General features: G+C 63.4%; 24 protein-coding genes and 1 tRNA gene. 1 reads left to right on the forward strand and 24 read right to left on the reverse strand.

Annotated elements, in window-relative coordinates; all coding sequences use genetic code 11:
* Nucleotides 1–5 precede the first annotated feature (5 nt).
* From J2W36_RS18550 to J2W36_RS18560, 3 genes are read right to left on the reverse strand one after another with little or no spacing between them, the layout of a single operon-like run.
* On the reverse strand, nucleotides 6–1,361 hold the full coding sequence (locus J2W36_RS18550) for an HlyD family secretion protein (RefSeq protein WP_307691236.1): 1,356 nt from the start codon (nucleotides 1,359–1,361) through the stop codon (nucleotides 6–8).
* A gap of 59 nt (nucleotides 1,362–1,420) precedes the next feature.
* Nucleotides 1,421–2,893 (reverse strand): efflux transporter outer membrane subunit, encoded by a 1,473-nt coding sequence (locus tag J2W36_RS18555; protein WP_307691237.1) that lies wholly within the window; start codon nucleotides 2,891–2,893, stop codon nucleotides 1,421–1,423.
* A complete protein-coding gene (locus tag J2W36_RS18560) occupies nucleotides 2,890–3,420 on the reverse strand; it encodes a MarR family winged helix-turn-helix transcriptional regulator (RefSeq protein ID WP_307691238.1) in 531 nt (176 codons plus the stop codon). Before J2W36_RS18560 ends, J2W36_RS18555 begins: the two co-directional genes overlap by 4 nt.
* Nucleotides 3,421–3,500: 80 nt before the next feature.
* Here J2W36_RS18560 and J2W36_RS18565 point away from each other — a divergent pair, with 80 nt between their 5' ends.
* Nucleotides 3,501–5,312, forward strand: a complete 1,812-nt coding sequence (locus J2W36_RS18565; protein ID WP_307691239.1) for an ABC transporter transmembrane domain-containing protein — start codon at nucleotides 3,501–3,503, stop codon at nucleotides 5,310–5,312.
* Here J2W36_RS18565 and J2W36_RS18570 read toward each other — a convergent pair.
* The 21 genes from J2W36_RS18570 to J2W36_RS18670 form a co-directional block, all read right to left on the reverse strand.
* On the reverse strand, nucleotides 5,293–5,742 hold the full coding sequence (locus J2W36_RS18570; RefSeq protein ID WP_307691240.1) for a DUF1178 family protein: 450 nt from the start codon (nucleotides 5,740–5,742) through the stop codon (nucleotides 5,293–5,295). The genes J2W36_RS18565 and J2W36_RS18570 overlap by 20 nt on opposite strands.
* 10 nt (nucleotides 5,743–5,752) lie before the next feature.
* Entirely contained in the window at nucleotides 5,753–6,343 is a 591-nt protein-coding gene (locus J2W36_RS18575) for an NUDIX domain-containing protein (protein WP_307691241.1), read from the reverse strand.
* 6 nt (nucleotides 6,344–6,349) lie between these two features.
* Nucleotides 6,350–6,658, reverse strand: a complete 309-nt coding sequence (locus J2W36_RS18580; RefSeq protein WP_307691331.1) for a DUF2818 family protein — start codon at nucleotides 6,656–6,658, stop codon at nucleotides 6,350–6,352.
* 8 nt (nucleotides 6,659–6,666) lie between these two features.
* The gene (nuoN, locus tag J2W36_RS18585; RefSeq protein WP_307691242.1) at nucleotides 6,667–8,154 is read right to left on the reverse strand and encodes an NADH-quinone oxidoreductase subunit NuoN; all 1,488 of its coding nucleotides are present in this window, start codon (nucleotides 8,152–8,154) and stop codon (nucleotides 6,667–6,669) included.
* 13 nt (nucleotides 8,155–8,167) lie between these two features.
* Nucleotides 8,168–9,646 (reverse strand): NADH-quinone oxidoreductase subunit M, encoded by a 1,479-nt coding sequence (locus J2W36_RS18590; RefSeq protein ID WP_307691243.1) that lies wholly within the window; start codon nucleotides 9,644–9,646, stop codon nucleotides 8,168–8,170.
* A 25-nt stretch (nucleotides 9,647–9,671) separates the two neighbouring features.
* A complete protein-coding gene (nuoL, locus tag J2W36_RS18595) occupies nucleotides 9,672–11,711 on the reverse strand; it encodes an NADH-quinone oxidoreductase subunit L (protein ID WP_307691244.1) in 2,040 nt (679 codons plus the stop codon).
* A 12-nt stretch (nucleotides 11,712–11,723) separates the two neighbouring features.
* Nucleotides 11,724–12,032, reverse strand: a complete 309-nt coding sequence (gene nuoK, locus J2W36_RS18600) for an NADH-quinone oxidoreductase subunit NuoK (RefSeq protein WP_307691245.1) — start codon at nucleotides 12,030–12,032, stop codon at nucleotides 11,724–11,726.
* Complete coding sequence (locus J2W36_RS18605; protein ID WP_307691246.1) at nucleotides 12,029–12,694, reverse strand: NADH-quinone oxidoreductase subunit J; 666 nt, start codon at nucleotides 12,692–12,694, stop codon at nucleotides 12,029–12,031. Before J2W36_RS18605 ends, nuoK begins: the two co-directional genes overlap by 4 nt.
* A 26-nt stretch (nucleotides 12,695–12,720) precedes the next feature.
* Nucleotides 12,721–13,230: an NADH-quinone oxidoreductase subunit NuoI gene (gene nuoI / locus J2W36_RS18610; RefSeq protein ID WP_307691247.1), complete on the reverse strand. Its 510-nt coding sequence runs from the start codon at nucleotides 13,228–13,230 to the stop codon at nucleotides 12,721–12,723.
* Nucleotides 13,231–13,243: 13 nt separating this feature from the next.
* Entirely contained in the window at nucleotides 13,244–14,320 is a 1,077-nt protein-coding gene (nuoH, locus tag J2W36_RS18615; protein WP_307691248.1) for an NADH-quinone oxidoreductase subunit NuoH, read from the reverse strand.
* Nucleotides 14,317–16,503, reverse strand: a complete 2,187-nt coding sequence (nuoG, locus tag J2W36_RS18620) for an NADH-quinone oxidoreductase subunit NuoG (RefSeq protein WP_307691249.1) — start codon at nucleotides 16,501–16,503, stop codon at nucleotides 14,317–14,319. Before nuoG ends, nuoH begins: the two co-directional genes overlap by 4 nt.
* Nucleotides 16,504–16,520: 17 nt before the next feature.
* Nucleotides 16,521–17,861, reverse strand: coding sequence for an NADH-quinone oxidoreductase subunit NuoF (nuoF, locus tag J2W36_RS18625; RefSeq protein ID WP_370869350.1), 1,341 nt, complete (start codon nucleotides 17,859–17,861; stop codon nucleotides 16,521–16,523).
* Nucleotides 17,861–18,391: an NADH-quinone oxidoreductase subunit NuoE gene (gene nuoE / locus J2W36_RS18630; protein WP_307691251.1), complete on the reverse strand. Its 531-nt coding sequence runs from the start codon at nucleotides 18,389–18,391 to the stop codon at nucleotides 17,861–17,863. The genes nuoF and nuoE overlap by 1 nt, the downstream gene beginning before the upstream one ends.
* Nucleotides 18,388–19,641, reverse strand: a complete 1,254-nt coding sequence (locus tag J2W36_RS18635) for an NADH-quinone oxidoreductase subunit D (protein WP_307691252.1) — start codon at nucleotides 19,639–19,641, stop codon at nucleotides 18,388–18,390. Before J2W36_RS18635 ends, nuoE begins: the two co-directional genes overlap by 4 nt.
* A 27-nt stretch (nucleotides 19,642–19,668) precedes the next feature.
* Nucleotides 19,669–20,277: an NADH-quinone oxidoreductase subunit C gene (locus J2W36_RS18640; RefSeq protein WP_307691253.1), complete on the reverse strand. Its 609-nt coding sequence runs from the start codon at nucleotides 20,275–20,277 to the stop codon at nucleotides 19,669–19,671.
* Between the two features lie 12 nt (nucleotides 20,278–20,289).
* Nucleotides 20,290–20,772, reverse strand: a complete 483-nt coding sequence (locus J2W36_RS18645) for a NuoB/complex I 20 kDa subunit family protein (protein ID WP_140839331.1) — start codon at nucleotides 20,770–20,772, stop codon at nucleotides 20,290–20,292.
* 25 nt (nucleotides 20,773–20,797) lie between these two features.
* Entirely contained in the window at nucleotides 20,798–21,157 is a 360-nt protein-coding gene (locus J2W36_RS18650; protein WP_307691254.1) for an NADH-quinone oxidoreductase subunit A, read from the reverse strand.
* 65 nt (nucleotides 21,158–21,222) lie between these two features.
* Nucleotides 21,223–21,307 (reverse strand) — tRNA-Leu (locus J2W36_RS18655).
* Nucleotides 21,308–21,425: 118 nt separating this feature from the next.
* Nucleotides 21,426–21,830 carry a preprotein translocase subunit SecG gene (secG, locus tag J2W36_RS18660; RefSeq protein WP_307691255.1) on the reverse strand — a complete coding sequence of 135 codons (405 nt, stop codon included), beginning with the start codon at nucleotides 21,828–21,830 and terminating at the stop codon, nucleotides 21,426–21,428.
* Nucleotides 21,831–21,864: 34 nt separating this feature from the next.
* A complete protein-coding gene (gene tpiA / locus J2W36_RS18665; protein WP_307691256.1) occupies nucleotides 21,865–22,614 on the reverse strand; it encodes a triose-phosphate isomerase in 750 nt (249 codons plus the stop codon).
* 17 nt (nucleotides 22,615–22,631) lie between these two features.
* Entirely contained in the window at nucleotides 22,632–23,630 is a 999-nt protein-coding gene (locus tag J2W36_RS18670; protein ID WP_307691257.1) for an NAD(P)H-quinone oxidoreductase, read from the reverse strand.
* Between the last annotated feature and the right edge of the window lie 13 nt (nucleotides 23,631–23,643).

Consider the following 23,643-nt stretch of genomic DNA (forward strand, 5'->3'; position numbering starts at 1 on the left):
GCCGATCAGCCGCGCGCGGCCTGGTGCATGGCCAGCGTGGCGCCGCGCCCGTTCTGCGCAGCGGGGTGCAGGCTCGACGATGGCTTGGCCTCGCTCGGCGTTGCGCTGGCGCCCTTCGGGGGCACCGGGCGGCCGAGGTTGGCCGCGATGATGCCGGCGACATCTGCATCGGCGCTCGCATCATGGTCGGCGTCGGCATACACCTGCGTCTGCGCGAAAGGCGTGCTGCGGGGGGCATCGGCCAGCGCCTTGCCGCCCCTGTCGGTCACGTCGACCTCGGCGTCCATCGACAGACCGACGCGCAGCGGATTGGCTTTGAGCTGTTCGGGATCGAGGGCGATGCGCACCGGCACGCGCTGCACCACCTTGATCCAGTTGCCGGTGGCGTTCTGCGCCGGCAGCAGCGCAAAGGCGGCGCCGGTGCCCATCCCCAGGCCGGCCACCTTGCCGTCGTACGCAACCTTCTTGCCGTACAGGTCGGCCGTGAGCTTCACGGGCTGGCCGATCCGGATGTTGCGCAGCTGCACTTCCTTGAAGTTGGCATCGACCCACAGTTGGTTGAGCGGCACGATCGACATCATCGGCGTGCCCGCGGCCACGCGTTGGCCGAGTTGCACCGTGCGCTTGGCCACGTAGCCGTCGACCGGCGCTGGCAGCGCGACGCGCTGCACCGCGAGCCACGACTCGCGCACCTTGGCCGCGGCGGCCAGCACATTGGGATGCTGCTCGACGCTGGTGCCTTCGGTCAGCGACTGGTTGCTGGCGAGCTGTTCGCGGGCCGACGCGACGCCGGCTTGGGCAGCGGCGAGCGCGCTCTTCGCATTGGCCAGCGCCGTCTCGGAATGGTTGAGCTCTTCCTTGGACACTGCCCCGTTGCCGGTGAGGGCCTGGCGGCGATTCAGGTCGTCCTGCGCACGGGCAATGTCGCTTTGTGCCTTCGCGATGTCGGCCTGCTTGAGGGTGACCTGCGCAGCCAGCGAGCCGTTGTTGGCATAGAGCGTGCGCACCTGCCGGACGGCCTGGCCGAGCGCCGCTTCGGACTGCGCGAGCGCGAGCTTCGCATCGGCCGGGTCGAGCTGCACCAGTGGCTGCCCGGCCTTCACGAAGTCGGTGTCGTCCGCCATGATCGACAGCACCGTGCCGGTGACCTGCGGCGTGATCTGGATCACGTTGCCCTGGACGTACGCGTTGTCGGTGTCCTCGTAGTGGCTGGCCACCAGCCATTCGTAGAGACCCCAGCCTCCGCCTGCAACGATGACGACTGCAGCCAGCGCGGTGAGTGCGCGGCGGCGCTTGGGATTGCCGGCCTTCTCGACCGGAGCCGAGTCTGCAGAGGCGGCGACTGCTGTGTTGTTGTCCATGTCAGTGTCCTTCGATTTCGGGCGTTGGGTGACGCGCGGCCATCGCGCGTCGGATGTGTTCAGTGCGTGACGACGGTCTTGGCGGTGGCGGCAACAGCAACCGGTGGCTGCCATCCGCCACCCAGCGCACGCGCCAGGCCGACCTGGGTTTCGAGCGCACGGGCCGCGAGGTCGACCGCCTGCCGGCGTTGCGCCAGCACGGTGGATTCGGCAGTCAGCACGTTGAGGTAATTGCCGAGGCCGGCGCGGTAGCGCTGCCTGGCGATTTCGTAGGCGCCTTCGGCAGCGGCCTGTGCCTCACGCTGTTGGGCCTGCTGGCGCGCCACCGACTGGGCGCTGCTGACTTGGTCGGCGGCATCGCGCACCGCGTCGAGCACACTGGCGTTGTAGCTCTCGATTGCGGCATCGAGGTCGGCCGCCTTGCCGCGCAGATTGGCGCGCAGCCGGCCCCCTTCGAAGATCGGCAGGCGGATGGCCGGGCCGACGCCTCCCAACACACTGTCGGACTTCAAGAGATTGTCGAAACCCAGGCTCTGCACGCCGACGAAGGCAGTGAGGCTGACGTTCGGATAGAACAGCGTCTTCGCACCTGCCACGTCGCCCGTGGCGGCCTCGACGCGCCAGCGTGCCGCGGCGATGTCGGCACGCCGCCCCAGCAGGTCGGCCGGGATGTTCGGCTGCAGCGCCACGGCATGCAGCGACGCCAGGGTGGGCGGCGTCAGCGACTGGGTGGCATCGGGGCGGGCCACCAGCGCATCGAGCGCGTGCCGTGCGATCGCGATCTGCTCGTCGAGCGCCTCGATCTGTTGGCGCGCCTCGGGCAGGCCGCCTTCGCTCTGGCGCAGTTCGAGCCGGGTGTCGAGGCCGGCGGACACCCGGTCATGCACCAGGCGCAAAGTCTCGTCGCGCTGCGCCAGCGTGCGTTTCGCCACAACGAGTTGATCATTCAGGCGTGCCCACTGGATGTAGCCGCGTGCGACGTTGCTGGCCAGCAGGATGCGCGCGGCATCGACTTCGGCCGCCGCCGCGTTGGACGAGCCCAGCGCGCTGTCGAGCGCCGCCCGGTTCTTGCCGAAGAAGTCGATTTCCCAACTGCCGCTAAGCTGCAGCAATCCCACCTCCTGGATCGAACCACCGAGCGGCGACGGATAGATGTAGTTGGCGCTGAACTTCTGGCGCGTGGCATCGAGCGACGCGTTGATCTGCGGCCGATCGGCCGATTCGGCCGTGGCGATGGTTGCCTGCGCGCGCGACAGCCGCGCACGCGCCACCGCAATGTTCGGGCTGCCGGCGAGCGCCTCGTCGACCAGCGCATCGAGCTGCGCATCGCCGAAGCCGGTCCACCAGCGCGCATCGACCGCGCTGATGCCGGTGCTGAACGGCGCGGCCTTCAGGCCCAGCGAATCGGCATCGCGCAGCTTGGCTTGCGGTGCGATGCCCGACATGTCCGCGCAACCGGCGAGCAGTGCAAGAACGGCCGCTGCGACCGGAAGCGCCGCGCCGCGGCGCAACAGGGAAAGGGGACGGATCATTTCTTTTCTCCACGGGCCGAGAGGGTCTGTGCGTTGTCGAGGATGCGGCGCAGGAAGCTCTTGAGTTGCTCCCATTCGGCTTCGCTGAATCCAGCCAGGTGCTCGTTCTGCACCCGGCTCAGAATCTCGGGGACCTGCAGCGCCGCCGCCCTGCCCTCGTCAGTGAGCTCGATGTTGACGACGCGACGGTCTTCCACCGAACGTACGCGGCGGCACAGACCCTTGGCCTCGAGCCGATCAAGCAGCCGGGTCATGGCGCCGGCGTCCAGCAGGCATTCGCGCGCGAGTTCGGCCACGGTGGTCGCGGCGCCCACCTCCAGCTTGTGCAATGGAATCCATTGCGGATAGGTCGGGCCGTCGGGGTCGGAAATCTGGCCATCCACCGCCTGCCCGACTGCGGTCATGATGCGCCGCATCAGGTAGCCGACGCTTTCCTCGGACCTGTAAGTCGCTGCCGAGTAGAAGTTCGGCACGTCCAGTGGCGCTGCGCACGCGTCGGAATTCTCGGGACGAATGGGTTCCTTCATGGGGACAGGATATTAGTTGCTTAGGCAATTACTGTCAAGGCTGCTTTTGCAATGGCAATCGGTCAGTAGAATCGGCGTCCATGGCAGTCTCCGCATCCAGCACGCCCGCAAAAGGCTCCCCGAAATCCCTGTCGGGCCTGCTCCCCTTCCTCAGGCCGTACCGTTGGCAGATCGCGCTCGCGGCCGTCTTCCTGGTTGCGGCGGCGGGTGCCACATTGGTTTTCCCGCTGGCCTTGCGCCGCCTGATCGACGGCGGCCTGGTGACCACCGACCGGGGCGCGCAGACCATGGCGCTGCGCGACCACTTTTTCGCCCTGTTCGGCGTGGCCGTCGCGCTCGGCCTGTTCTCGGCGGCACGCTTCTACACCGTGAGCTGGCTGGGCGAACGCATCACGGCCAACCTGCGCAATGCGGTGTATGCGCACGTGCTGCGCCAGAGCCCCCAGTTCTTCGAGACGACGCAGACCGGCGAGGTGCTGTCGCGCCTGACGGCCGACACGACGCTGGTGCAGACGGTGGTCGGCTCGTCGCTGAGCATGGGCCTGCGCAACGCGGTGATGGGCATCGGCGCACTCGGCATGCTGGTGTGGACCAACCCTTACGTCATGGGCCAGGTGCTCGGCGTGCTGGTGCTCGTGGTGCTGCCGAGCATGTGGTTCGGCCGCCGCGTGCGCAAGCTGTCGCGGGCCAGCCAGGACCGCGTGGCCGATTCGAGCGCAATCGCGGCCGAGGTTCTGAACGCGATCCCCGTGGTGCAGAGCTACACGGCGGAAGCGCGCGAGGCGGCCCGCTTCGATGCGTCGACCGACAACGCCTTCCGCACCGCCGTGCGCCGCGCCAAGGCGCGCTCGGTGCTGGTCGCCTTCATCATCATCGCGACCTCGGCTGCGCTGCTGTGGGGCCTGTACCAGGGCACGCAGGCAGTGTTGCAGGGCACGATCACTGCGGGCCACCTGGGCGAAACGGTCGTGTACGTGATCATCCTGGCCGGGGCCGCCGCCGTGCTCGGCGAGGTCTACGGCGACCTGCTGCGCGCCGCTGGCGCCACCGAGCGGCTGATGGAACTGCTGCATGCCCGCTCAGCCATCGCGTCGCCTGCGCGTCCGGTCGCGGCTCCGGTGCCGACGGCCGGCAGCAGCGTCGCCTTCGATGCCGTGACCTTCCACTACCCCTCGCGGCCCCTGACGCCGGCACTTCGCGACTTCAGCCTGGCAATCGCCCCTGGCGAGACCGTCGCCTTGGTCGGCGCGAGTGGCGCCGGCAAGAGCACGGTGTTCCAGCTGCTGCTGCGCTACTACGACCCCGGTACCGGCCGCATTGCGCTCGATGGCGTGCCGCTCGACGCGCTCGCGCTTGAAGACCTGCGCCACCGCATCGGCCTGGTGCCACAGGATGCGGTGATCTTCTCGGCCAGCGCCTTCGAGAACATCCGCTACGGCCGACCGGAGGCGAGCCCCGACGAGGTGTTCGCTGCCGCCCGAGCAGCCTACGCCGACGACTTCCTCAAGGCCCTGCCCGAGGGCTACGACACCTTCCTCGGTGAGCGCGGCGTGCGTCTGTCAGGTGGTCAGCGCCAGCGCATTGCGATCGCGCGCGCGATGCTCAAGAACCCGCCGCTGCTGCTGCTCGACGAGGCGACCAGTGCGCTCGACGCCGAGAGCGAGCGCATGGTTCAGGCGGCGCTGGAATCGGCGATGACCGGCCGCACGACGCTGGTCATTGCGCACCGGCTGGCGACCGTGCAGAAAGCCGACCGGATCATCGTTCTCGACCAAGGCAATATCGTGGAGCAAGGCACGCATGCGTCGCTGGTGGCGCAAGGCGGCGCGTATGCCCGACTGGCGGCGTTGCAGTTCACGGGCACGCCAAGGGCTAGTGCAGCGGCTCCTTGAGCGCCGCCGGCAGGGGCAATGGCATCACCGCGATGCCTTCGTCGACGAGTTGCTCGGCCTGTTCGCGGGTGGCTTGGCCACGGATGCCGCGCTCCCTGGTTTCGCCGTAATGCATCTTGCGGGCCTCGTCGGCAAAGCGCTCGCCCACATCCTCTGTTTTGGCCATGACTTCACGCACGGCGCGCATCCAGCGCGCCTCAGGCGTCATTGCGTCGGCCGAAGCGGGGACCTCGCGCACTTCTGATGGGGTGGGCGGCCTGCTGTTACCGAGGTTCAAACGCGGCGCACTCAGCATTTTCACGATCGCAGTGTCACTGCACACCGGGCATTCGACCAGGCCATTCGCCAACTGCAGCTCGAAGGCTTCATTGGATGCGAACCAGCCCTCGAAGCCGTGGCCATGGGCACATTGCAGGTTGAGAACCTTCATGTGCGCATTATCAGGTGCTGCTCACATCCCCGGCGCGTTGCCAGTCGAGTGACCAGGCGCCCGACAGGACGTTCTGCAGCCACAGCGTGCAGGCAAGCGTCTTGGCATCGGTGACGGTTCCGTCGCGGCACCACCCCATGAGGTCGTCGACCGTGGCGGTGAACACGTCCAGGAATTCGCCTTGATCGAGCTGGCGCTCACCCAGCGACAGGCCGCGGGCGAAATACACATGAATGACCTCGGTCGAATAAGCCACTGCCAGATGCATCTTGCCGGCGTAGCCCCATTCGGCAGCGGTGTAGCCGGTTTCTTCGAGCAACTCGCGCTGGCCGCACACCAGCGGCTCTTCACCCGCGTCCAGCTTACCGGCGGGAAATTCGGTGATGACCTGGGCCACCGGGTAGCGGTATTGGCGTTCGAGCACCACCTGACCATCGTCGAGCAACGGAATCACAACCACGGCACCCGGGTGGATCACATACTCGCGCGTGGCCGTCTTGCCATCCGGCAGACGCACGGTGTCGCACTTGGCATGCAGGAATTTGCCCTTGAAAAGCAATTCGCTGCCGATGCCCACTTCTTTCAGATGCGAATCGGTCATGGATTTCTACTTCCGGTGTTTGAGCAGGTAGCGCCAGATGAAGCCTGGAAATGCCAGCACGATGAAGAGTGCGCCGGTCACGGCGTAGAACTCCCAGCCCTGCGGCGCAATCTGGCCGACGCGGCGCTCGAAAAGAAGACCGATGCCGCCTGCCACGAAGTAAAGCAAAACCAGTTCCGCAAGCCGGACGGCCAACGTCTTGCCATGCCCTGATCGAAATGCAAAGAGCGCCAACAGGCGCTCATTGACAAACGGCAGGTTCGCCGCCACGAGGGCGACGAACAGCACAAGCCAGACCGAAGCCGTTTGCGACACGCGTCCGGTCAGTTGGCCAGCGTGGCGACAATCGCCTTGGCGCACAGCGTCATGAGCCCGCCGGGAACGATGCCCAGGATGAGGATCAGTGCACCATTGACCGTGAGCACGGTGCGCACGTCACCAGGTGCCGACACCGTGGTGGCCGTCACCGGCGCGTCGAAGTACATGACCTTGACGATGCGCAGGTAGTAGAACGCGCCAATCAGCGACATGATCACGGCGAACACGGCCAGACCGATGTACAGCGCCTGGCCCGACGCGATCAGGGCTTGCAGCACAGCGAGCTTTGCATAGAAACCAACCAGAGGCGGCAGACCAGCCAGCGAGAACATGGCGATCGCCATCACGCCAGCGTACAACGGGCTGCGCTGATTCAGGCCAGCCAGGTCGACGATCTCTTCGCTTTCGAAGCCCTCGCGCGCCAGCAACAGGATGATGCCGAAGCTCGCCAGCGTCGTCAGCACATAGGTCACGATGTAGAACATCGACGCGCTGTAGGCGAATTGGGCGTTGTAGGTGTTGCCGTTGGCCACGCCAGCCACCAGGCCGAGCAGCATGAAGCCCATCTGCGCGATGGTCGAATAAGCCAGCATGCGCTTGAGGTTGGTCTGCGCAATGGCCGCCAGATTGCCCACGAGCAGTGAGGCGATGGCGAGCACCGCGAGCATCTGCTGCCAATCGATCGCCAGCGGCAGCAGCCCTTCGACCAGGATGCGGATGATGATGGCGAACGCCGCGAGCTCAGGCGCAGCGCCGATGAGCAACGTGACGGCCGTCGGAGCGCCTTGGTACACATCGGGCACCCACATGTGGAACGGCGCTGCACCGACCTTGAAGGCCAGGCCGGCAACGATGAACACCAGGCCGAACACCAGCACCTGATGATTCACCTTGCGACTCGCAATCGCACGGAACACTTCATTGATGTCGAGAGAACCTGTCGCGCCGTACATCATCGACATGCCATAGAGCAGGAAGCCACTGGCCATCGCGCCAAGCACGAAATACTTCATTGCGGCTTCGCTGGCCACGGCGTTGTCTCGGCGCAGTGCCACCAGGGCGTAGCTCGAGAGGGTCAGCAGCTCCAGGCCCAGGTAGATCAGCAGGAAATTGCTGCCCGAGATCATCACGAAGATACCCAACAGCGCGAACATGCTGATGGTGAACATTTCGCCGCCACGCAGCATGTCACGGTCGGCCGCGTAGGGACGGCCATAGACCAGCGTGACCATCAGCGCCACCGAAGCGAAGCACTTGAGCCAGTTGCCCATCGGGTCGCTGACGACCATGTTGCCGAAGCCGTAGATGGTCTTGCCGGCCGCGGCCGACATGCCCGTCAGCACCGCCACGACCGCCAGTGTGAGCAGGGTCAGCACATAGGTGCGCGTACGGCGCGCATCGGTGGTCGACAGGTCGACCAGCGCAATGATGCAGGCCATGACCAGCAGCACTATTTCCGGATAGATCGTGATCCAGCTGAGTTTGTCAATCATCTCGTTCTCTTGTTCAGCCTGGCAACTTCGACAGGGCCACGTGGCGCAGCAGTTCAACCACGGACGCGTTCATGGAATCGGTGAATGGTTTCGGATAAAGGCCCATCCACAGCACGGCGATCGCAAGGAGCGACAGCATCAGGAATTCACGGCCACCGATGTCCTTGAGTTCCTTGACATGGTCGTTGCCGACCGGGCCAAGGTAGACCCGCTTGTACATCCACAGCGTGTAGGCCGCGCCAAAGATCAGTGCCGTCGCAGCGCCCAGGCCGATCCAGAAGTTCGCCTTGACGGCGCCCAGGATCACCATCCATTCGCCGACGAAACCAGCGGTGCCCGGCAGGCCGCAATTGGCCATGGCGAACAGCAACGCGAACGCCGCGAACTTCGGCATGGTGTTGACCACGCCGCCGTAGTCGGCGATCTGACGCGAGTGCACGCGGTCGTACAGCACACCGATGCCCAGGAACATGGCGGCCGACACGAAACCGTGCGCGATCATCTGCACGATGCCCCCGGCCACACCCAGTTCGTTGAACAGGAAGAAGCCCAGCGTGACGAAGCCCATGTGCGCGACCGACGAGTAGGCCACCAGCTTCTTCATGTCCTTTTGCACCAACGCCACCAGGCCGACATAGATCACGGCGACCAGCGACAGCGCGATCATGAGCCAGGCCCATTCACGCGATGCATCGGGCGCGATCGGCATCGAGAAGCGCAGGAAACCGTAGGCGCCCAGCTTGAGCATGATCGCGGCCAGAACGGCGGAGCCACCCGTGGGGGCCTCGACGTGCACGTCGGGCAGCCAGGTGTGGACTGGCCACATCGGCACCTTCACAGCAAAGGCAGCAAAGAATGCAAAGAACAGGAAGGTCTGCGCACTGCCAGCCAGCGGCAGCTTGTGCCAGGTCAGGATGTCGAAACTGCTTCCCGACTTGTTGTACAGGTAGATCAGAGCCACCAGCATCAGCAGGGAGCCAAGCAGCGTGTACAGGAAGAACTTGAAGGCTGCGTAGATCTTGTTGGGTCCACCCCAGATGCCGATGATCAGGTACATCGGGATCAGCGTGGCTTCGAAGAACACGTAGAACAGCAAACCGTCCAGTGCGGCGAAAACACCGATCATCAGTCCGGAGAGGATCAGGAACGCGCCCATGTACTGATTCACGCGTTCAGTGATGACCTCCCAGGCCGAGATCACCACGATCACGGTGATGAAGGCGGTCAGCAGCACCAGCCACAGCGAGATGCCGTCGATGCCCAGGTGGTAATTGACATGGAAGCGCTCAATCCAGCTCGTCTTCTCGACGAACTGCATGGCGGCGCTTCCGTTCTGGAAGCGCGTGAACAGCGGCAGTGTGACCAGAAAGCTCAGGATGGAGCCGACCAGCGCGATCCATCGCACCGCCCTGGCGTTTTCATCCCGACCGAAGGCCAACAGCAGAACGCCGAAGGCGATCGGCATCCATATGGCAAGGCTCAACAAACCCATTTTTCTTTTTCTCCAGCGAGAGCGCTTACTTGTTGAACCAGACGAAGTACGTCATGAGAACGAAGATGCCCAGCAGCATCGCGAACGCGTAGTGATAGATGAAGCCGGTCTGCAGCCAGCGCACTGCCCCGGCAAGGCGGGCCACCAGCTTCCAGGAACCATTGACGATCGCGCCGTCGATGACCGCCTGGTCGCCCCCCTTCCAGAACGCCGTGCCCAGTGCGCGAGCGCCACGGGCCAGGATGTTCTCGTTGATCCAGTCGAGGTAGTACTTGTTTTCGAGCAGCGTGTACACCGGCGCAAAGGCGCGCTTGATCGCCGCCGGCAACGCCGGGTTGATCATGTACATGTAGTAGGACAGCACCACCCCTGCCAACGCCAGCCAGAACGGTGGCGTGCTCAGACCGTGCAAGGCCATCGCCACCGGGCCGTGGAATGTCTCGGCCAACTCCTTCATTGCATGGTGCTTGTCGCCATTGATGAAGATCGCGTCCTTGAAGAACCCACCATAGAGCATCGGATCGATGGTGATGAAACCGATGACCACCGAAGGAATCGCGAGCAGCACCAGCGGCAGCCAGACCACCAGCGGTGACTCGTGAGGCTTGTGCGCGTCGTGCCCGTGACCATGATCGTCATGGCCGTGCCCGTGCCCGTCGTCGTGGTGCGCATCCGGGTTCTGGTCGTAGCGTTCCTTGCCGTGAAAGACGAGGAAGTACAGGCGGAACGAATAAAACGCGGTCACGAACACGCCAGCGAGCACAGCGAAGTACGCAAAGTTGGCGCCCCAGAGGTGACTTTCGTGCACCGCTTCGATGATGCTGTCCTTCGAGTAAAACCCGGAGAACAGCGGCGTGCCGATCAGCGCCAGCGAACCGATCACGAAGGTGATCCAGGTGATCGGCATGTACTTGCGCACGCCGCCCATCCACCGGATGTCCTGATTGTGGTGCATGCCGATGATGACCGAGCCAGCACCGAGGAACAGCAACGCCTTGAAGAACGCGTGCGTCATCAGGTGGAACACCGCCACGGAATAGGCCGACGCACCGAGCGCCACAGTCATGTAGCCCAGCTGCGAGAGCGTGGAGTAGGCAATGACGCGTTTGATGTCGTTCTGGATGATGCCCAGGAAGCCCATGAACAGTGCCGTGATGGCGCCGATCACGAGAATGAAGCTCAATGCGGTATCGCTCAACTCGAACAGCGGCGACATGCGCGCCACCATGAAGATGCCCGCCGTCACCATGGTCGCCGCGTGGATCAGTGCCGAGATGGGTGTCGGACCTTCCATCGAATCCGGCAGCCAGACGTGCAGCGGGAACTGCGCGCTCTTGCCCATGGCGCCGATGAACAGGCAGATACAGATCACCGTGACCAGCATCCACTCGGTGCCGGGGAAGGTGATGGCCGCCAGCGTGCCGGCCTTGGCAAAGGCTTCACCGTAATTCAGCGTACCGGCATAGGCTGCGATGAGGCCAATGCCGAGAATGAAGCCGAAGTCACCCACGCGGTTGACCAAAAAGGCTTTCATGTTCGCGAACACCGCCGTCGGCTTGTTGAACCAGAAGCCGATCAACAGGTACGACACCAGACCCACTGCCTCCCAGCCGAAAAACAGCTGGAGCATGTTGTTGCTCATCACGAGCATCAACATCGAGAAGGTGAACAGCGAGATGTACGCGAAGAAGCGGTTGTAGCCCTCGTCTTCTTCCATATAGCCGATGGTGTAGATGTGCACCATCAGCGACACGAAGGTCACCACGCACATCATCATGGCGGTCAGGCCGTCGACCAGGAAGCCGACCTCCATCTTCAGGCCACCCACGATCATCCATTCGTAGAGCGTCGCATTGAAACGCGCACCGTCGACGATCACGCTGCGCAGCGTGAAAGCGGAAATGATGAAGGCGACCAGCACGCCCAGGATGGTCAGCGAATGCGTGACCTTGCGACCGATGCGGTTGCCGGCAAACTGTGTGCCGAAGACGCCTGCCAGGGCGGCGCCGACCAGAGGGGCCAGCGGAACCGCCAGCAGGGTGGATGCAGAAAGCGTTGCGCTCATGGTGGACTCTGTTTATCCCTTGAGCGAATTCAGCTCGTCGACGTTGATGCTCGACTTGTTGCGGAACAGCAGCACGAGCAGCGCAAGACCGATGGCGGACTCGGCCGCGGCCACGGTCAGGATGAAGAACACGAAGATCTGCCCGTGCATGTCACCCAGGTAATGGGAGAACGCAACAAAGTTCATGTTGACCGCCAGCAGCATCAGTTCGATGCACATCAGCAGCACGATGAGGTTCTTGCGGTTCAGGAAGATGCCGATCACCGACATCGCGAACAGCATGGCGCCGAGCGAAAGAAAATGTGGAAGGGTCAGTGTCATGCCTTCTTCTCCCCAGGGGCGACAGGTGCGGCTTCGGAAGCGGCGGGCGGTGCAGGCGGCGGAGCGGGTTGGGTCGCGTCGACCTTGACCAGCTTCATGCGGTCGCCGGCCTTCACGTGGATCTGGTCGCTCACCGCCACGAACTTGGTGTCCTTGCGCGCACGCAGCGTCAGGGCAATGGCGGCAATCATGGCCACCACCAGGATCACGGCAGCGATCTGAACGGGATACAGGTATTCGGTGTAGAGCAGGATGCCCAGCGCCTTGGTGTTGGACACCTGAGCGACGGCCGCTGACATGCTCGCCACGGGCATCTCTCGGAAGCCACCCATCAGCACATACGCCATCTCCAGCGCAATGACCACACCAACCAGAGCCGCCAGGGGAAAGTGTTTCCAGAACCCCTGTCGCAGGCTGTCCATGTTCAGGTCCAGCATCATCACGACAAAGAGAAACAGCACCATCACGGCACCGAGGTACACCAGCACCAGCACGATGGCCAGGAACTCGGCCTGCAGCAGCAGCCAGACGGCCGAAGCCTGCGAGAACGCAAGCATGAGATACAGAACCGCATGCACAGGATTGCGCGCGGTGATCACCCGGAAGGCTGCGAACAGCAGCACCAACGAGAACAGATAGAAGAAGCCGGTCTTGACGTCCATGGATTTTTCTTTGCGGGCGTCTGCCGTTAACGGTATTTCGCGTCCGCTGCCTTGGCGGCGGCGATCTCGGGCTCGTAGCGGTCGCCCACGGCCAGGAGCATTTCCTTGGTGAAATACAGGTCGCCCCGCTTTTCACCGTGGTATTCGAGGATGTGCGTTTCCACGATGGAATCGACCGGGCAGCTTTCTTCGCAGAAACCGCAGAAGATGCACTTGGTCAGGTCGATGTCGTAGCGCGAGGTGCGGCGCGAACCGTCGTCACGCACTTCGGATTCGATCGTGATCGCCACGGCGGGGCACACGGCCTCGCAGAGCTTGCACGCGATGCAACGCTCTTCGCCGTTCTCGTAGCGACGCAGCGCATGCAGGCCGCGAAAACGCGGCGACAGGGGTGTCTTCTCTTCCGGAAACTGGACGGTGATCTTTCGCCGGAAAGCGTAACGTCCGGTCAGGACCATGCCCTTGAACAACTCGGTGAGCATGAAGCTCTTGAGGAAGTCCTTGACCGAAAAGGGGGTGGCAGCAACAGCCGTCATCGTATTTTCTCGCTTATTTCCAGATGTTCCAGGGCGTCTGCATCCAGCCCCCGACCACCAGCAGCCACACCAGGGTGACCGGAATGAAGATCTTCCAGCCCAGACGCATGATCTGGTCGTAACGGAAGCGCGGGAAGGTACCGCGAATCCAGATGAAGAGCGAGAGCACCAGGAAGGTCTTCAAGCCCAACCAGATCCAACCTGGAATGAAGTCGAGGAACCCGATCGGCGACAGCCAGCCGCCCAGGAACATCAGCGCAGCCAGGATCGATATGAGCCACATGCTGGCGTATTCGGCCAGGAAGAAGATCGCGAAACCCATGCCCGAGTACTCGACCATGTGCCCAGCCACGATTTCAGCTTCGCCTTCGACCACGTCGAAGGGATGGCGATTGGTTTCGGCCACGCCAGAGATCACGTACACCACGAAGATAGGCAACAGCGGCAGCCAGTTCCACGACAGGAAACCCAGACCCATGTTGGCGCCCATGCCCTTGGCCTGCGACGCGACCACGTCGCCCAGGTGCAGGCTGCCGGTCACCATGATCACGATCACCAGGCAGAAGCCCATGGCGATTTCGTAGCTGACCATCTGGGCCGAGGCCCGCAAGGCACCCAGGAACGCGTACTTCGAATTGGAGGCCCAGCCCGCGATGATCACCCCATACACCTCGATCGAGGTGATCGCCATGATCAGCAGCAGACCTGCGTTGACATTGGCAAGAATGGCTTCGGGTCCGAACGGAACGGCCACCCAGGCAGCCAGCGCCGGCATGATCGCCATCACAGGGCCCAACCGGAACAGGCCGGTGCTCGCCGCCGTTGGGTTGATCATTTCCTTGGTCAGAAGCTTCAGCGCATCGGCGATGGGCTGCAGCAAGCCAAAGGGGCCCACACGGTTGGGGCCGTGACGTACCTGGATGAAGCCCAGCAGTTTGCGTTCCCACAGCGTGGCGTAGGCCACTGCGCCCAACAACGGGAGCAGCACGCAGATGATCTTGATCAGGCTCCAGATGACCGGCCAGCCGCCCGCCACCCACCAATTGGCGGCGATCAACCCGCGGCCGAAGCCGTAGATGGAATCGATCATGCCGTCACCTCGTCGAGTGCTGGCTGCGTACCCGTCAACGCCCTGCCCTCACCGCGCGCATCGGCGGTCAATTGCAGCGACGTGGCGCGGCGTACGAGGCCGTCCAGTTGATAAATCGAGGCCACGACAGGCTCGCCCGCGGCGGCCGGAGCCGCAGCATGCAGGTCGACGCCAGCGGGGGCCGCGTTGTCGAGCAGGTCCGCAGCGACGTGCGTCGCATCGGCACCCCGACCTTGGCGCACATAAGCCAACACGTCCTGCGACGATTCGAAATCGAAGCCCTGCAGCCCCAGCAGGTTGGCCAGCACACGCAGCACCTTCCAGGCCGGACGCGCTTCGGCGCGTGGCTTGACCACCGCATGAAAGCTTTGCAGGCGACCTTCCGCATTGACGAAAGTGCCTGGCGTTTCAGTGAACGGTGCGATCGGCAGCAGCACATCGCTGAATGCGAGGTTGGTCTTGAACGGGCTCAAGGTCACCACCATCTGCGCATGCTCCAGACCCGCCGGCGCACGGGCACCGGCGGCCGAGTCGAACTCGGGCTCGTTGTTGAGCAGCAGCAAGGCCTTGAGGCCACCTGCCAGCATCTGACCGGCATTCAAACCTTCGGCTCCCGGCAGTGCGTTGACCCATTGGGCGCCCACCGTGTTGGCGGCTTCGGTCAGGTAACCGACGCTGGCGCCGGTTTGTGCACCGATCCATTGCGCGACGGCCAGCAGCTGCGATGCCTGTGCGTGATGCGCGGCGGCATTGCCCAGCAGGATCGCCTTGCGCTCGCCGCCGAGCAGCGAGGCCGCCATGGCCTTCGCGGCGTCGGTCGCGGTACCGTTCGACGGCGCGGCAACGCCAGTTTCAGCGCCAATGGCAGTGGCCACGTCGGCCAGCGCCTGCAACCATTCGCCGGCAGCGACGGTGTGCACACCGGCAAGCGTCATGGCCCATGCGTCGCGATGGGCAATTTCACGGGTCGACCCGATGACGCTGACCGCGGCGCCCTTGCGGCTCGCTTGGCGGATGCGCTGCGCAAACAAGGGATGATCCTTGCGCAGGTTGGAGCCGATCACCAGCACGCGCTGCAACTGGCTGAGCGAGGCGATGGAGGTACCGAGCCAGCGGATGCCGCTGGACGGCGTGAAGTCGGCATTGCGCAAACGGTAGTCGACGTTTTCACTGCCCAGACCACGCACCAGGGCCGTGGCCAGCGCCAGTTCCTCGACGGTGCTGTGCGGACTCACCAGTGCACCAATGGCCGCAGCGCCATGGTCGGTCTTGATCTGGCGCAGGCCGTTGGCCACGTATTCGAGCGCAGTCTGCCAGTCCACGGCTTGCCATTGACCGCCCTGCTTGAGCATGGGCTGGGTCAGGCGCTCGTCGCTGTTGACGGCCTCGTAGGAGAAGCGATCGCGGTCGGCGATCCAGCATTCGTTGACGTCTTCGTTCTCGAGCGGGACGACGCGCATCACCTTGTTGTTCTTGACCTGGACGATCAAATTGGCGCCAGTCGAATCATGCGGGCTCACCGACTTGCGGCGCGACAGTTCCCAGGTGCGGGCGCTGTAGCGGAACGGCTTGCTCGTGAGCGCACCGACCGGGCAGATGTCGATCATGTTGCCCGACAGTTCCGAGTCGACGGTTTCGCCGAGCACGGTCGTGATTTCGGAATGCTCGCCGCGATGGATCATGCCCAGTTCCATCACGCCGGCGACTTCCTGGCCGAATCGCACGCAGCGGGTGCAATGGATGCAACGGCTCATTTCCTCCATGCTGATCAGCGGGCCTACGTCCTTGTGGAAGACAACGCGCTTTTCTTCCTCGTAGCGCGAGGAGCCTGCACCGTAGCCCACGGCCAGATCCTGCAGCTGGCATTCGCCGCCCTGGTCGCAGATCGGGCAATCCAGCGGATGGTTGATCAGGAGAAACTCCATGACCGACTGCTGTGCCTTGATCGCCTTCTCGCTCTTGGTCCGAACGATCATGCCCTGCGTCACCGGGGTGGCGCAGGCAGGCATCGGCTTGGGCGCCTTTTCGACGTCCACCAGGCACATGCGGCAGTTCGCCGCAATGCTGAGCTTCTTGTGATAGCAGAAGTGCGGGATGTACGTGCCCGCCTTGTCGGCCGCATGCATGATCATGCTGCCTTCGGTCACGTCGACCTTCTTGCCGTCGAGTTCGATTTCAACCATATGTCTTTTCCAGTCCCTCAGGCCTTGGCGGCCGTGGTGGGGACGTAGCCCGGAATCAGCGCCTCGAACTCGTGGCGGAAGTGCTTGATCATCGCGCGCACCGGCATCGCCGCAGCGTCGCCGAGTGCACAGATCGTGCGGCCCTGAATGTTGTCCGCCACCGAATTGAGCAGGTCCATGTCGTTCTGGCGGCCTTGCCCATTGTGGATGCGGTCGACCACGCGCCACAGCCAACCCGTGCCTTCACGGCACGGCGTGCACTGGCCGCAGGATTCATGCATGTAGAAATACGAGAGGCGCTTGAGCGACTCGACCATCGAGCGGCTGTCGTCCATCACGATGACTGCGCCCGAGCCCAGCATGGAGCCGGCTTTGGAGATGGAGTCGTAGTCCATGGTGCAGGCCATCATGATGTCGGCCGGCAGCACCGGCGACGATGATCCACCCGGGATCACGGCCTTGAGCTGGCGACCCTTGCGCACGCCACCGGCGAGCTCGAGCAGCTTGGCGAACGGCGTCCCCATCGGCACTTCGTAGTTGCCAGGCAACTCGACGTCGCCGCTGACCGAATAGATCTTGGTGCCGCCATTGTTCGGCTTGCCGCACTCGAGGTAGGCCGGACCGCCATTGCGAATGATCCAGGGCACCGCCGCGAAGGTCTCGGTGTTGTTGATGGTCGTCGGCTTGCCGTACAGGCCGAAGCTCGCCGGGAACGGCGGCTTGAAGCGCGGCTGGCCCTTCTTGCCCTCGAGCGATTCGAGCAGCGCGGTTTCTTCGCCACAGATGTACGCGCCAAAGCCGTGGGCTGCGTGCAGCTGGAAGTTATAGGTGCTGCCCATGATGGCATCGCCCAGATAGCCGGCCGCACGAGCTTCTTCCAGCGCCTCTTCGAAGCGGTCGTAGCTCTGGAAGATTTCGCCGTGGATGTAGTTGTAGCCCACGCTGATGCCCATCGCATACGCTGCGATGGCCATGCCCTCGATCACGATGTGCGGGTTGAACTGCAGGATGTCGCGGTCCTTGCATGTACCCGGCTCGCCTTCGTCCGAGTTGCAGACAAGGTACTTCTGGCCCGGGAACTGGCGGGGCATGAAGCTCCACTTCAGGCCCGTCGGAAAGCCTGCGCCGCCGCGGCCGCGCAGGCCGGAAGCCTTGACCTCGGCGATCACCTGGTCGGGCGTCAAGCCCTCGGTCAGGATCTTGCGCAATGCCTGGTAGCCGCCACGCGACTCATAGTCGGCCAGGCGCCAGTTGGTGCCGTCCAGACCGTCATAAATCTGCGCGCCGATGTGCCGGCCATGAAAGCAGGTTTGAACGCCGGTGGCCTGAAACTGAGACAGAACTTGTTCGGGCGACATCATTTCGCTCCCTCGGTCGACGAGGCACGCAGCCCGTCGATCAACTGGTCGAGCTTTTCGTTGCTCATGAAGCTGCACATCGTGCGGTCGTTGACCAGCATGACGGGCGAATCGGCGCATGCGCCCAGACATTCGCTCTGCTGCAATGTGAACAGGCCGTCGGCGGTCGTCTCACCCATGCGGATGCCCAGCTTCTTCTCGAGATGCACGAGCGCCGTCACACCATCGCGCAACTGGCACGGCAGGTTGGTGCAGACGTTGAGCTTGAACCGACCCGTCGGATGCTGGTTGTACATGTTGTAGAAGGTCGTGACTTCATGCACAGCGATCGGCGCCATGCCCAGGTAGTCGGCGATGACCTTCTCGCTGGCGAGGCTCACGTGGCCCAACTCCTGCTGGACGATGGCCAGGCAGGCCATCACGGCGGACTGCGCCTGATCGGCCGGGTACTTGGCAACCTCGCGCGCGAAGCGCTCGATCGTGGCGGCGGAAATCGTCGCGTTGCCTTCGGGAATGTGAGCGTTGCTCATCGGTCGATTTCTCCGAACACGATGTCCAGGGTCCCGATCACGGCAACGGTGTCCGCGATCATGTGGCCGCGCGCCATTTCGTCGAGCGCGGAAAGATGCACGAAGCCCGGCGCGCGGATCTTCAGGCGGTACGGCTTGTTCGCGCCATCGCTCACCAGGTAGATGCCGAACTCGCCCTTCGGGTGCTCGACGGCGGCATATGCTTCGCCTTCGGGCACGTGGAAACCTTCGGTAAAGAGCTTGAAGTGGTGGATCAGCTCTTCCATGTTGGCCTTCATGGCCTCCCGCTCCGGTGCCGCCACCTTGTGGTTGTCGGTGATCACCGGGCCAGGATTCACGCGCAGCCAGTCCACGCATTGCTTGATGATGCGGTTGGACTGCGCCATTTCTTCCATGCGCACCAGATAGCGGTCGTAGCAGTCGCCGGTCTTGCCCACGGGGATGTCGAAATCCATGCGGTCGTACACATCGTAGGGCTGCGTCTTGCGCAGGTCCCAGGCCACGCCCGAGCCACGCAGCATCGGACCGGTCAACCCGAGATTGAGCGCGCGATCGGCGTCCATGACACCGATGCCCACCGTGCGCTGCTTCCAGATGCGGTTGTCGGTCAGGAGGGTGTGGTACTCCTCCATGTGCTTGACGAAACGCTTCGTGAAGTCGTCGATGAAGTCGAGCATCGAACCCTGGCGGTTCTCGTTCATGCGAGCGAGGGCCTTGGCGTTCTTGATCTTGCTCACCTTGTACTGCGGCATCGTGTCCGGCAGGTCGCGGTAGACGCCACCCGGCCGGAAGTAGGCCGCGTGCATGCGCGCGCCGGAGACGGCTTCGTACAGATCGAACAGGTCCTCACGTTCGCGGAACGCGTAGATCAGGATGGTCGAACTGCCGCAGTCATTGCCGTGCGAACCGAGCCACATCAGGTGGTTCAGGAGGCGCGTGATTTCAGCAAACATCACGCGGATGTATTGCGCACGAATCGGCACCTCGAGGCCCAGCAGCTTCTCGATCGCCAGGCAGTAGGCGTGCTCGTTGCTCATCATCGACACATAGTCGAGACGATCCATGTACGGGAGCGACTGGATGAAGGTCTTGCCTTCGGCCAGTTTTTCAGTCGCGCGGTGCAGCAGGCCGATATGCGGGTCGGCGCGCTGGACGACTTCACCGTCGAGTTCGAGCACGAGGCGCAGCACACCATGCGCCGCAGGATGCTGCGGCCCGAAGTTGAGCGTGTAGTTCTTGATTTCAGCCATGTTCGATCACCAGAGGTCGCGAGACCTTCAGTGCAGGCCTCCATAGTTTTCTTCGCGGATGATGCGCGGCGTGACTTCACGCGGCTCGATGGTCACGGGCTGGTAGACCACCCGCTTGAGTTCTTCGTCGTAACGCATCTCGACATGCCCGGACAACGGAAAGTCCTTGCGGAACGGGTGGCCGATGAAACCGTAGTCCGTGAGGATGCGACGCAGGTCTTCATGACCTTCGAAAACGATGCCGAACAGGTCGAAGGCTTCGCGCTCGAACCAATTGGCCGAATTCCAGATCTGCATCACCGATGGCAGCATCGGGAAATCGTCGTCCGCACAGAACACCTTCACACGCACGCGCTGGTTCAAGCTCACCGAAAGCAGGTGCGCCACCACACAATAGCGCAGGCCATCCCACTCGCGGTCACGGTAGGTCGAATAGTCGACACCGCAGATGTCGATCAGCTGCTCGAACTTGCAGCCCGGTGCATGGCGCAGCACCTGCATGGCCTCGAGGTAGTTCGCCGCCGTCACGGTCAGCGTGACCTCACCCAGGGCCACAACCAGGCTCTTCACCTTGTCGCCCAGCGCAAGCGCAAGCGTGTCCTTCAGGACTTCGGGATCAATCGCAAAAGATGTCATGAATGGTCCGACTCAGGCACGCGCGATGGTATTGGTGCGACGCACCTTCTGTTGCAGCTGGATGATCCCGTAGATCAAGGCTTCGGCCGTGGGCGGGCAACCCGGCACGTAAACATCGACCGGCACGATGCGGTCGCAGCCACGTACCACCGAATAACTGTAGTGGTAATAGCCACCGCCATTGGCACACGAGCCCATCGACAACACCCAGCGCGGCTCAGCCATCTGGTCATAGACCTTGCGCAACGCAGGCGCCATCTTGTTGCAAAGCGTGCCCGCCACGATCATCAGATCGGATTGCCGCGGGCTCGCACGGAACACCTCGGCGCCGAAACGCCCGATGTCGTAGCGCGCTGCAGCAGCATGCATCATCTCGACCGCACAACAGGCCAGACCGAAGGTCATGGGCCAGAGCGAGCCGGTCTTGGCCCAGTTCACCACCGAGTCGTAGGACGTGGTGACGAAGCCTTCTTTAAAAACGCCTTCAATAGCCATGGCTTACCTTGTTGCCGACGTACGGCTATTCCCAGTCAAGAGCACCCTTTTTCCACTCGTAGGCAAAGCCCACGACCAGAATCGCCAGGAAGATCACAACCGCCCAGAAGCCGGTGGCACCGACGTCCTTGAGCGCCACCGCCCAGGGAAACAGGAACGCGATCTCGAGGTCGAAAAGAATGAAAAGGATGGCCACCAGGTAGTAGCGGACATCGAACTGCATGCGGGCATTCTCAAAAGCCTCGAAGCCGCACTCATAAGGGGAATTTTTGGCCGCATCAGGACGATTGGGGCCGAGGATGAAACCGATGACCTGTGGTGCGACCCCCACACCGATGCCGACCAGAATAAACAAAAGGACGGGAAGGTAAGAGTCGAGGTTCATCTGGTTCAATCACCGCTTGCCGCCAGCAGAGATCAACTTCGGCGTTGATCTCTGCCGACGAGATTTGGTGCGGTCGGCGAGACTCGAACTCGCACAGCTTTCGCCACTACCCCCTCAAGATAGCGTGTCTACCAATTTCACCACGACCGCGGTTTTGTGCTGCCCGGATGGCATGAGGAACCCAGAGGGTTTTGGCTTTCCGGTGCAGCTTTAGAGTATACCCTCGATACGACCACTTTCCTGTTGCACTCGCATCGAAACTTACGGTTTATTTACCTGGAATCTGCGAGGCGCCAGAGGCAGGCACAGCAGGCGCTGAAGCTGCTGGGGCAGTCGGTGCCGCACCCGAAGGAATCTGCGACGCAGGCGCCGAAGCCGGTGCAGCGGGCACACCCACTGCTGCACGCTCGAGCAAGCTGCCACCGCCGGCGGGGCGGGCATGACTGAAGTAGGCCAGCAGCAATGTGCACACGAAGAACACAGCGGCAAGCACCGCCGTGGTTCGCGACAGGAAGTTGGCACTGCCGCTCGCGCCGAACAGGCTACCCGCACTGCCGCTACCGAAAGCAGCACCCATGTCGGCGCCCTTGCCGTGCTGGATGAGGATCAGCCCGATCATCGTCAGGGCGGTGAGCATTTGCACGCCCACGAGGATATTGAGGACCACATTCATTCGTTCTTACTCCTAATTGGACTGCCGCTCGCGCTCAACGCGCGGCAGCGATGATTTGCAGAAAATCGGGCGCTTTCAACGAAGCGCCACCGATCAGGCCGCCATCGATGTCGGCTTGCGCCAGCAGCGTTGCGGCGTTGGTGGCATTCATGCTGCCACCGTACAGGATCTGGATGCCGGCAGCATGCTCGCTGGCGGCGTGATGCAGTTGCGCGCGCAACACGGCATGCACCGCCTGTGCCTGCTCAGGGGACGCCGTCACGCCGGTACCAATGGCCCACACCGGCTCATACGCTACGACGATCTCGCTGATGCAGTGGCCATTGACATGGATCACCGCGGCGAGTTGGCGCTTGACCACTTCTTCCGTGCGCCCTGCTTCGCGTTCTGCCAGCGTTTCACCCACGCAGACGATCGGCGTGATGCCCTTTGCCAGTGCCGCAGCCGCCTTCGCGGCCACAGTCTCATCGGTTTCGCCGTGGTATTGGCGGCGTTCGGAGTGGCCGACGATCGCATAGCGCACGCCGAACTCGCCGAGCATCGCTGCCGACTGTTCGCCAGTGAAGGCACCCTGCGGATGCGCCGAGACGTCCTGCGCACCCAGCGCTATCGGCGAGCCCGACAGCAGCGCCTGGACCTGTGCCAGGTACGGCGCGGGCACGCACACGGCCACGTCGCACGATGGCGTCGCAATGCCTTGCAGCAGCGCCTGCACGAGCGCTTCATTGGCAGCCAGGCCGCCATTCATCTTCCAGTTGCCTGCGATCAATTTGCGTGAGGTCATTTTCAACAACGTTCCATTCACCAGGTCAGCACGATCTTGCCGATGTGCGCATTGGATTCCATCAGGGTATGGGCCTGCGCTGCGCCGCTGGGCTCGCCCACCGCCGCAAAGGTGCTGTGGACAACCGGCTTGATCGCCCCGCTCTCGAGCAGCGGCCAGACCTGCTCGCGCAGCGCCTTGGCGATCGCACCCTTGAACGCAACCGAACGCGGACGCAGCGTCGAGCCCGTGACCGTGAGCCGGCGGCGCAGCACCAGCCCGGCATTGATCTCGCTCTTGACGCCACCTTGCACCGCGATGATCACCAGCCGACCGTCTTCGGCCAGGCAGTCGATCTCGCGTGCCACATAGCTGCCGGCCACCATGTCCAGCACCACGTCGACACCCTTGCCTTGCGTGAGCTTCTTGACCTCTTCGACGAAGTCGGCCGTGCGGTAATTGATTGCATGGTCGGCGCCGAGCTGGACGCAGGCTGCGCACTTGTCGTCGCTGCCCGCCGTGACGATCACCGTCGCGCCCAGCGCCTTGCCCAGCTGGATGGCCGTGACGCCGATGCCGCTCGAACCGCCCTGGATGAGCAGGGTTTCACCCCTCTTCAGGCCGCCGCGTTCGAACACATTGCTCCAAACCGTGAAGAAGGTTTCCGGCAGCGTGGCTGCATCGACGTCGCTCCAGCCCTTGGGCACCGGCAGGCACTGCGCGACCGGGGCCACGCAGAACTCGGCATAACCGCCACCGGCAACCAGTGCGCAGACGTGATGCCCAATGGCGAAACCCGCCTCGGCCAACGCCTCGACATCGCCCGCCACGATCTCGCCGGCCACTTCGAGGCCCGGCAGGTCCGATGCACCCGGCGGCACCGGATAGTGGCCGCCCCGCTGCAGCACATCGGGCCGGTTGACGCCGCTGGCCGCGACACGGATCAGCAGCTCGCCCACGCCGGGTGTCGGCTCGGGGCGTTCTGCCACGCGTAGCACCTCAGGGGCACCGTACGACGTGATCTCAATGGCTTTCATGGTCTTCCTGACG

This window comes from Variovorax ginsengisoli, assembly GCF_030811835.1.
GTDB classification, from domain to species: Bacteria; Pseudomonadota; Gammaproteobacteria; order Burkholderiales; family Burkholderiaceae_C; genus Variovorax; species Variovorax ginsengisoli_C.